Genomic DNA, 8,963 nt, shown 5'->3' on the forward strand with positions numbered 1-8,963 from the left:
AATATAAATTATACTTACATTTATTTACTTAGTCAATACTATTTTCCAATTATATTTTTATAAGTCCCCACAACTTAATAAAATATTCCTACAAGATATACTGATTTTCTTTTCTTTTTTACTAAAAATCTAAATAAAAATGGATTATATCCTTAAAACTAAAGATATAATCCATTTTAATTTTTAATTAACTACCATTTGAAACTTCTATTATTTTGCATGCTTTACTTTTTTATTAAATACAAATACTACGCCTGCAGCAACTAATATAAATCCAAATAATAATACATTTGTAGAGTTTACTCCACCAGTTCCTGGAAGAGTCCCTTCATTTTTACCATTACTATTTTCTGAAGAATTTTCTCCACTTCCTGTAGTATTATCTCCAGCTCCTGGATTTTCTTCTCCAGTACCAGGTTTTTCTTCCCCTGTTCCTGGATTTTCTTCCCCTGTTCCTGGATTTTCTTCTCCACCACCTGGATTTTCTTCCCCTTCACCTGGGTTAGTATTAGGTTTTAACTCTAAGTTTTCTTTTGCATCTTCAAAGTTATTTTTAGCTTTTATAAAATCTGTAGCAGCAGTATTATCAGCATTTTCTAACATAGCTTTTAATACTGATAATGCTTCCGCATATTTAGCTGCACTTTCTTCTGTATATTTAGTTAAATCAATCTCTTCGATACCATTAACATAATCTACAAGTTCTTTATTATCTACTCTTGCAACTAAGTTTTTAATTGCTACATCAATCTTGTTAATTAAATCTTGTACGCTATCTGCACTACCTGAAACAAATTCTTCATTTGCTGCATTGACTAAGGCCATTAATGCATCGTAGCTGCTTGTAGTATATAAGTCAGCTTTAAATCCTTTAGCAGTCTCAACTTGAGCATGTAATGCACTTACATTAACTAAGCTATTTCTTAAGTTTAATAGTTCTTTTTCATATCCTTTTAATTCTTCTTCAGACATTCCATCTAAGTTCATAGCTTCTATTTCAGCTACTCTATCCATTAATGCTTTATAAGAATTACTAGTATAATTAACTTTATCTAATTTCTTCAATTCAGAAATGTATTTTTTAATGCTATCACTAAAATCTACTAATTCTAAATTCTTCTTTGTATTTTCAATATCAGTTACTGCTTGTTTAACTGTGTCAACTGTACCATTAATCATAACTTCTTTAGCCTTATTAATTGCATTTTCATAAGCTTTATAAGAAGCCTCTGTATAAATACTTGAGTCAATTATTTTATTAAATTCATCTATTAATACTGATAAAGATTCAACATTTACTAAAGAATTCTTAGCATTTAACATAGCCTCATTTATAGCTTCAAATGTTGCAGGATCTTGAGGTTCTGTTTTATTTAATTCAATTAATGCTTCTAATTCTGCCTTTGTACCCTTTAATAAGTTCCAAGAATTTATAGTATATGTTTTTTCTGGAGCTTTAATATTATTCATAAACTCAGTAATATCTTCTACTATAATTTCTGCTTCTTCTCTATTATTAGGATTATATACTAAAGCTGCCTTTGCAGAATTTAACTCTTCAACTAATCTTGTAATATCAGCTTCTGATAAATTATTAGCATCTTCCATTGCTTTCTTAGCTGCATTTAAAGCTTTTTGATAGTTAGCCCAAGTCTTACCTGTATATTTTGAACTATCAGTATCAGCAATAGCATTATCAATTTTATCTTTTAAAACAGTACTATCACCTTTTATTGCTTTATTTTCTTTTGCTTTTTCTATTTCTTTTATAGCACTATCTACAGTTGCTTGTGCTACATAATTATTTTCTTTAATTTCCTTAGCTACTTCTATAGCTTCTTTATATGCATTTGCACTATTAGTAGTCCAGTCTTCAGTATTTAAATTCTCATTTATTAAGTCTTCTAATTTTTGCTTATTTGCATTTACATCTAATACTGAATCCATAGATAATTCTACTAAATTTGGAGTAACTCCATTCCACTCAAACTTAACATCTAAAATATTAGTTCCAACTGGTAAAATGAACTCATTTGTAGCTTTATTCAATCTTCCTAGTGTTATCCACTCAGCACTATTATTAGTAGTATTAAAAATTCTAACCTTTACTTCTGCATTTGAAATTTGTTTAGCATTTTGCATAACTCTAATATGATTAACTTCATTTTTTTCAGATATTGAATATACAAGATATCCTGTATCTTTATTTGGAATATACATTGTAGTAATATCGCCATCAACTAAATATTCATATAATCCCTTTTCTGTATCTTCTGTATTTGATTCAAATGTTGGATTATTTACTGTTGGAATATATTCACCATTGTTTATTTCAACTTCATTAAGTTTTGTCCATCTATGAGCATAAGGTTGTGTAATTTCAATCTTAATGTAACGGGCTCTTCTATTAATATCAGTTGCTTTTGCTACATTATATGAAATTTCATGTTCTGGGAAACTTTCATTAATAGTTGAATCATCAGCTCCAGTATTAGCTACTTGATCTCCTAGTGTAATGATTGCCTCTCCCCATTCAGTTTTATTTGTTGAAACATAAACCTTTCCATCACGGATATAGTCTTTATCTGAATCATGAGTTACAAGCTTTAACTCATTTAGATCTATTTCTTGACCTAGGTCAAGAATCATATAATCTCCAATTGCTTGTGTTTTTTGATATTTTAAACCTGTTGTACGATCTTTATCAAATAAATTTTCTACTTTACCCTCAGCAATTGTTCCCATATTAGTTTCACTTACTGTAGGTTGTCCAAATTCTCTTGATGATACTCTAAATTCATCTATATCAAAAGTAACTGCATTGTCTGTTAAATTAACTAAACGAATATATCTAGCATCATTATTTTCAGTTAAGCTTCCACTTTCTACATTAGTCCATTCATAAGCATTTTTAGAAACTTGTAATGTAAGATTATCTAATGAAGAACCATTTACAATAGCTTCAGTTAATTCATGAATACGATCTAATTTTAATCCTATATATTCTCCCTTTTGTAAAGTAATATTTTGAAGTTCAACCATACTAGCATTATCATTATAATAATCTGCTGAATGCTCTTTATAGTTTTCTACATTAGTATATACTTTACCATTATGATAAACTTTTGAATTTACCTCAAATTCTCTAAATCCAATCCAAGTTCCTTGATTCACATTATTTCTTAAACGTACATATTGTGCTTCAATCTCTTGATCTGAAAGGTCTAATTTAATCTCTTTCTCATTTACACATTGTTTAATTTCTGTATAAACTTTACCATCTAAAGAATACTCTAAAGTAGCATTCTTAAACCAATCTCCTGAACTAGCATCTGGCCCTTGAACAATATTAATTTTACCTAATATAATTGGCTCACTTAATTTTACTCCTACATAGTCTCCAGAGATACTAGTATTAGTAGGATTTCCGCTTTGTCTAACATTATAGTGAACACCTGTAGTTTCATCTCCATCTATAATATTAGATTCTTTTCCTGAATACACACTCCAACCATCAGTTGTACGTATTACTTCACTTGTAAATGTTGGTCCTTCTGACTCTTGTGGAGATGTAGCAATTGAGAACTCTCTCATAGCTGGCCATTTATTTCCACTTCCAACTTCTGTACTAATATACCTTACCCCAACAACATTGTCTATTTCTACGCCAGTAACTTTAACTGATGTAGCATATGGTCCATATGTTTTACTATTAATATCATTCCATGTTATTCCATCAGTTGTATATTGTACTTTTGCAGTACCAAATGTATCATCTTTCTTATCTGGAGTACCATTTAAGATATCTACTCCATAAATTGTAGTTGGCTTGCTTAATGATAGCTGATAATATTGACCTACAGCCTCATATTGACCATTCCATATAAATGTATCTGCCTTACCATCAATAATATCTTCAATTTTCCCTGAATATACATTAGATATATTAGTAGAAGCTGTAATTACTAAATTATCTCCACCATTAACTAAATCATTAATTTTTTTAGAAATTCCATCTCTAACAGCTTCTGCAAATGGAACTAAACGCTTCGATCCTGGCTGAGCTTTAGTACTTCCACTAATAGTTGGTCTATCATATTTCTTACTATTCTCATATGCAACAGTTCCTTCAGCAAAATTTTGAATTGCTGATTCATTATCCTTCTCTTCTAAATTCATTGCTGCAGTAACATAATCTTTAATAGAAGTTGCTAAATCCTTTAATGAATTTGCAAATGGTGTAATTTGTTCAACCATTCTTTCATTGTTACTAGTATTAATAAATTCATCACTAGCTTCAATTATTGTATCCATTTCCTTTACTAATTTAGTTCCAACTTCAATAAGTGAAGCTCCACTACTTAATTTAGTTTTGAATTCATCTAATAAAGGTTTTATTTCCTCTGATTCTTCTAATACTAATCCATGTCCATTCGGTGCTGGATCTGAAGTATGTTTTGCTATTGTATGTAATGCATCTGAAGCATCACTATCTATATATTTAAATGAATCTTCCCAGCTCTTATCATCATCAAATTCTTTTACATTCCAAGCATAATCTGCTATAGCAAAAAGAGATACTTTTGATGGTTCAGCATCTTGCATAGGATTTGTTACTACACCAGCTAAATCATCAATATTGATATCAGTGTGTAATAAACTTCCTTTTCCCATCATTAATCTTTGCATATTAATATCATTAACAGGCCAGTTTAACCAGAATAAAGGACTTCTTCTGCTCTCTTTACCTGCTTCTAGTCTATTTGTTTTAAAATTAGTTAAAGTATCTTGACTAATTGGTGCACATACCGAATTACCTGTCCAGAAAATTTGAACATCATCTGGGAATTGATCATCATAAATATTTAATTCTGAGTAATCTCCTTGCCAACTAGCATTATAACCTGCAGGACAGAATACAAAATCGTAAACATCCCCTTTTTCTTTACCCCATTCTGATAATTCAGTCATCATATTAACGACAATTTGCTTATCAAGGCTACCAACATCATCTCCAAGAATACCAAATTGTCTAACACCAACATCATATAATTGTTGAAATTTTGCTTTTAACTTAATCATTTCATTATCATAATCATTTGCATTAAATCCACCCATAAAAGGATGAGCTGTCCAAACAAATTTTGTCTTTGTATTAACCCCTACTTGTACCATTTCAGCAATTTCTGCTAATTCTTCTTCTGGGTATAATTCTCTCCACTTACTTGTATGATATAAATCATCTTTAGGTGCGAAAATATAAGATGTCATCTTAAACTCTCCACCAAACTCCATTAAAGACATACGATCTTCATTAGTCCATGGAATACCATAATACCCTTCGATAAATCCACGAATTCGTGTATCAGCATAATCCTTCATTTCAAAATTAAGAATTGTTGATCCATCCATTTGACTAAATATATGTTTTAATGATGTAATTCCATAAAATGCAGCATCTGTATTTTTTCCTAAAATAGAAATTGTTCCATTTTCTGATACCATATAATAAGAATCATTTTTTTCAAACAATTTAGTATCTAATTCATGGTTACTTTGAACATACTTATCTACATATTCATCTGATAAATATGTTCCTACTAATATGTTTGTTTTTCCATTTACAACTTCATTTGAGACTGTAATATTTTTATTCTTTGAATCTAAAACTTCAGTCATACGATTTTTGGTTACCTCATCAATGGTACTATCATAAACTACGTTTACATCTTTACGTATTACAAATTCGTCTCCTGTATATAGCATTTCATGAGGGTTTGGATAGATTTCATATCCAACTTTTTCCTCATTTTCTTCTACTCTTGTTACTCCATGAGCCACAGATGGTTGAATCAAACCGCAAGTCATAGCAATAGCTAAAATAGAACTCAGTAATTTCTTACCATTAATCCTCACATTATTTCCTCCCTATAAATAATATTAAAAGACTTTGAATAATATCTTGTAATGTTATTACCAATTTTCTTATTTACATATTATCTTTTAATTAAATTTTCTTTAAATAATAAAAAAAGCTCACTTACAAATCTTGTAAGAAAGCTAATGCCCAATTGGTAGCACGCAACACAAAATAAATTCAAATATTCCCTTTTATTCTAAATTATATAATAAGAAAATGGTTATGTAAACGTATTTTCTATTTTTTTCTGAAAAATCGCAATTTTGTTACTTTTTTAAATCTATTTATAATTTCACTGGTTATTTAATCTTATTACTTTAAAATTCTGTATATTTTTTACTTATACAAAATAAGCTTTTCTTTGATAATTTTTGAGTTATTTCTATTAGATTAAAGTTAAATAATATATATAATCAAATTCTAATATTTCACTTTCAAACATATCTAATAAAAATTCTATTACTGCCTCAGAATTATTACCTATAATCCTTGAAAAAATTACAATATAATCTTTTACATCTTGGATGCTAATTTGTTTTTTATGCAATATTTTAAAAATACAGCATGTCTTATTAATAAGTATTCCAATATAATCATTTCAAATGAAATAATCATCTCTTCTAAATCATCATTAAAGCAACTACTTAAAACTTTTGATATAATACAGTTTTCTATTTATCTTAATCTGCTATTGCATTAAACTTACTTTTTTTGATTAATTTTCTTTATCGTCTTAAAAGCTTTTTTAGGGCTTGGTAGTTTTACGGACTTCATTATCTTCTTCAATCTCATTCCATAAAATGCTATTATCGAAGCTAGTAATACTGCTAATGATATAAGTCCTACTTTAATATTAATAGAACTTTCCAAGGCTAAGATCACTCCATATATCGTAAATAAAACTGTTGATATTCCTCCAAATATAGTAACTACTTTTATAATATCAAATTGAATGTTTATCTCACTCTCTTTAAGATGTTTTTCTTCATCTACTTCTATATTCATTACTAAACTAGCTACATATATAATGAAAAATAATATGACATCCAAAACTATCATAGTTGATATATCTATAATTAAGTTACTATTTATATTTTGCATTATTTTAAAATTAAATATTAAAATATATCCTGGGGATAAAAATATAATTATTAAAAATATGACTGCACTAATTGGAACTATTCCCTTAAACCCATCATTATCAATTTTACTAATTATACATTTTAAAACTTTTTCTAGAATTATCAAGAAACTTTTCTCCAAATATATCACCTCGTTATTCATTATAATAAACGATATGCTAAAACGTTCTTAATAATTCCTATGTAGTGCTTCTTTAACTATTTTTCATTAAATATATCTTTGAGTATAACATATAATTTGAAAGCATTTTCCTTAAATTCTCTATCACTCCTTATTGCTATCTGTACATTCTCATTAATTAATATATCACTTATCTCTTTAAATAAATTATTATATTGCTTTATTATATCTGTATTTTTATCATTTCTTTCTTTAATAAACCTTCCTGTCCAAGTATTATTTTCCATAATATCCTTCCTCCTAAATATGCTTTATTATTGTTTATTATTTCCAGAATTTTTGCTTTTTAAACAAAATAAGTATAGACATATATCCCTAATGTGATTAATGCCTATACTTAATATTTATTTTAAACTACATCACTTTCTAAACTTCTTTAGAAAACCCTACAATTCCAAATGAACCTGGTCCTCCATGAGATGTAATTACACATCCTGTTTGCATCCATCTAATTATTTCAAATCCCATTTGCTTTACTTTATCTTCAGCCACTCTACGAATCTTCTCTGATAATCCTATTGACCACAATAGGTATACTTCTTTTTTATTCAAATTTTTTATAGAGTCAAAGTCTTCTATTAGCTTTGTAACTATACTTTCCATTTTCCCTCTATACTTTTTCTTAGCTACTAAATACCCATTTTCTATTTCAATTGACGGATGTATCTTTAGTATTTTCCCACCTATAAAGACTGCATTGCTGACACGCCCTCCTGCTCTAAGATACTCTAATTCAGAAGGAATAAAACACATTTGGCAACCCTCACTTAAGTTTCTTACTTCTTTTAGTAATTCCTCAATATTAACACTTGGATTTTCTTTTAAATATCTAGCTGTTTCAATCACAACTGCTGCCTGACCAATAGATACATTTTTAGTATCAAAACTTGTAACATAGTCTCTATTCTCTGCTGCTATCAGTGCACTTTGATAAGAACAAGTAGTTACCGCCGAATATGCTAAATGTAGTATTTGCTTATCTGGATATAATCTATGAATCTCATCAAATACCTTTGTAAAGTCTTGTGGTGAACTTCCACTAGTCTTTGGTATTTTATTTGTATTATTGTAATACTCACAAATTTGTTCAACTGGAAAACTTCCATCATCATAAGTACTATCTCCCATAGTAACATGCATTGGAACAAGGAAAATCCCCATTTCTTCAGCAATATCCTTTGGAATATCTGAACCTGTTTCTGCCACTAATATAATATTACTCATTTTTATTTCCTCCTTTTATTATCTGCTTATTTTACATTGTTAAAGCGATTAAATTTAGTTAAAGAAATAAATTTCACTTAAACTTCAAGTTAATTATATATATTAAAAGTTGGCATTTTTTCACTGTATAATCATTTAATATATTAATTTCAAAATACTATCTCTTATTTAAAAATAATTCTCTATATAGTTATATTGTACCATTATTTTCATAATACATAGTTTTATTTCTAAACTTTTAATTCATAATAAGCTGTACAAAAACAAAAAACAGGTAATAGCTTTTAACTATTGCCAGCTTCAAACAGAAATTAAAATTAATCCAAAAAGAAAATGTATTAAAAATTTCTTTTTCAGTTATTTCTATTAAATTAAAGTTAAAGAACATATATAATCAAATTCTAATATTTCACTTTCAAACATATCTAATAAAAATTCTATTACTGCCTCAGAATTATTACCTATAATCCTTGAAAAAATTACAATATAATCTTTT

4 protein-coding genes and 1 pseudogene are annotated in these 8,963 nt (G+C 28.0%); all 5 read right to left on the reverse strand.

Annotated features, from left to right (window positions below; translation table 11 throughout):
* Positions 1–210 precede the first annotated feature (210 nt).
* Entirely contained in the window at positions 211–5,916 is a 5,706-nt protein-coding gene (locus tag ACQPUY_RS03390) for a beta-N-acetylglucosaminidase domain-containing protein (protein ID WP_430839506.1), read from the reverse strand.
* A 706-nt stretch (positions 5,917–6,622) separates the two neighbouring features.
* Positions 6,623–7,183, reverse strand: coding sequence for a hypothetical protein (locus ACQPUY_RS03395; protein ID WP_430839507.1), 561 nt, complete (start codon positions 7,181–7,183; stop codon positions 6,623–6,625).
* 77 nt (positions 7,184–7,260) lie between these two features.
* On the reverse strand, positions 7,261–7,470 hold the full coding sequence (locus ACQPUY_RS03400; protein WP_430839508.1) for a hypothetical protein: 210 nt from the start codon (positions 7,468–7,470) through the stop codon (positions 7,261–7,263).
* A 139-nt stretch (positions 7,471–7,609) separates the two neighbouring features.
* The gene (locus ACQPUY_RS03405) at positions 7,610–8,467 is read right to left on the reverse strand and encodes a DegV family protein (protein ID WP_430839509.1); all 858 of its coding nucleotides are present in this window, start codon (positions 8,465–8,467) and stop codon (positions 7,610–7,612) included.
* Between the two features lie 366 nt (positions 8,468–8,833).
* A pseudogene (locus ACQPUY_RS03410) lies at positions 8,834–8,963 on the reverse strand (flagellin lysine-N-methylase); the annotation flags it as partial.

It is taken from the genome of Clostridium nigeriense, assembly GCF_050585245.1.
Classification (GTDB): Bacteria; Bacillota; Clostridia; order Clostridiales; family Clostridiaceae; genus Clostridium; species Clostridium nigeriense_A.

What these genes read in the sequence shown, in the direction of transcription:
- ACQPUY_RS03405 (WP_430839509.1), bottom strand. Translation starts at nt 8,467, where the DNA reads ATGAGTAATATTATATTAGTGGCAGAAACAGGTTCAGATATTCCAAAG.
- ACQPUY_RS03400 (WP_430839508.1), bottom strand. Translation starts at nt 7,470, where the DNA reads ATGGAAAATAATACTTGGACAGGAAGGTTTATTAAAGAAAGAAATGAT.